The sequence below is a fragment of the Paucilactobacillus oligofermentans DSM 15707 = LMG 22743 genome (genome assembly GCF_001434315.1).
Classification (GTDB): Bacteria; Bacillota; Bacilli; order Lactobacillales; family Lactobacillaceae; genus Paucilactobacillus; species Paucilactobacillus oligofermentans.
On record NZ_AZFE01000011.1, the window covers coordinates 1 to 1,320 of the forward strand.

A 1,320-nucleotide genomic window follows, 5' to 3' on the forward strand; every position below is an offset into this window, starting at 1 on the left:
TTGGTCCCCTGTCAATAAAATAGACAATTTAAATAGAGACTTTTTTGTCCTATGCCACGACTAAATTTTGAATTTGAGTTTGATACTCATCTTCAAGTTGCTTTGGTGATTTGAATCCACAGTGACTGTGAATTCTAACTGTGTTGTAAAACGTTTCAATGTACTGAAAAACTAGTCGTTTAGCTTCGGAGTATGAATGGATTTTAAACCGATTTATCCATTCACGCTTAATCAAGGCATGAAACGACTCAATGCAGGCATTATCCCAAGGATAAGCTTTCTTTGAATAGCTTAATGTCATGTTAGCTGTAGCTTGATTGTAAGCTTCAGACGTAAACTGACTACCACGATCACTGTGCATGATTAATGGCTTGCTAATATGGCGACTGTGCTTAGTCTTTTCAATAAGTGGGATGACATTCGATACCTCCAAGGTTTCAGATAAGTCCCAACCAATGATCCGTCTGGAGTACAAGTCCATAATACTGGTTAAATAAACGAATCCGTCATGAACTGGAATATAAGTGGTGTCAATGCACCAAACGGCGTTTGGTCGCAATGGATTGAACTGCTCGTCTAAAATATTTATTAGCTGTTTATCAAACTTAGAATTGCGAGTGGTAGTCGTCCAAGGGGTTAGGTAAACGGCGTGAATGCCAAGTTCACGCATATACTTACCAACAGTTCGTTCAGCGATCTTATATCCTTTTGAGCGAAGTTCTTGGGTGATTTTGCCGGCACCGTAAATACAAAGGCTTTTGAGCCAAATTGCTTTAATTTCACCTTGAATAAACTTCTTCCGAAGCTTTCGCGGTGATTGGTGATTATGACGCTTTTCTCGTTGATAGTAACCACTTCTTGAGATTCCAACATAATCACACATACCATTGATGGAAGGGTGGGATTCCAAAGCGTGCTGAACGTCCATTTCTTGGTATACCTTTTCGGTAGTTACTTGCTCAGAATCCCGATTGATTTTTTTAACACTTCGATCGCTCCTTCAGCGTCACGAAGTTGACGCTTTAGTCGTGCAATCTCCTTGTCCTTATCGCTGGCAAAATTACCAGAGCCACGGCCAAACTCCCCAGTCTCAGTAAACAGCTTAATCCATTTATGTAATGTACTAGCCCCAATACCTAGATTCTTACTTATTTCATTCATGGTCATGTGATCCTTGTTATCTAAGTAATACTGAACGGCCTGTTCCTTAAATTCCTTGTCATAACTGTGCTTCGTCATTATTTGATCCTCCAATTTACTTCCTTAATTATACTAAATCAGAGTCTCTATTTAACTTGTACACTTTTTATTCTAGGCCCA

General features: G+C 39.3%; 2 protein-coding genes. Both read right to left on the bottom strand.

Features of this window, described 5'->3' with window-relative positions; translation table 11 throughout:
• Positions 1-49: 49 nt before the first annotated feature.
• Positions 50-928, bottom strand: a complete 879-nt coding sequence (locus FC70_RS02465) for an IS3 family transposase (RefSeq protein ID WP_057889459.1) — start codon at positions 926-928, stop codon at positions 50-52.
• A 23-nt stretch (positions 929-951) separates the two neighbouring features.
• A complete protein-coding gene (locus FC70_RS02470; RefSeq protein WP_003688751.1) occupies positions 952-1,239 on the bottom strand; it encodes a transposase in 288 nt (95 codons plus the stop codon).
• Between the last annotated feature and the right edge of the window lie 81 nt (positions 1,240-1,320).

Excerpts from the sequence above, each read along its gene's own strand:
- FC70_RS02465 (WP_057889459.1), bottom strand. The coding sequence starts at position 928 with ATGGACGTTCAGCACGCTTTGGAATCCCACCCTTCCATCAATGGTATG.
- FC70_RS02470 (WP_003688751.1), bottom strand. The coding sequence starts at position 1,239 with ATGACGAAGCACAGTTATGACAAGGAATTTAAGGAACAGGCCGTTCAG.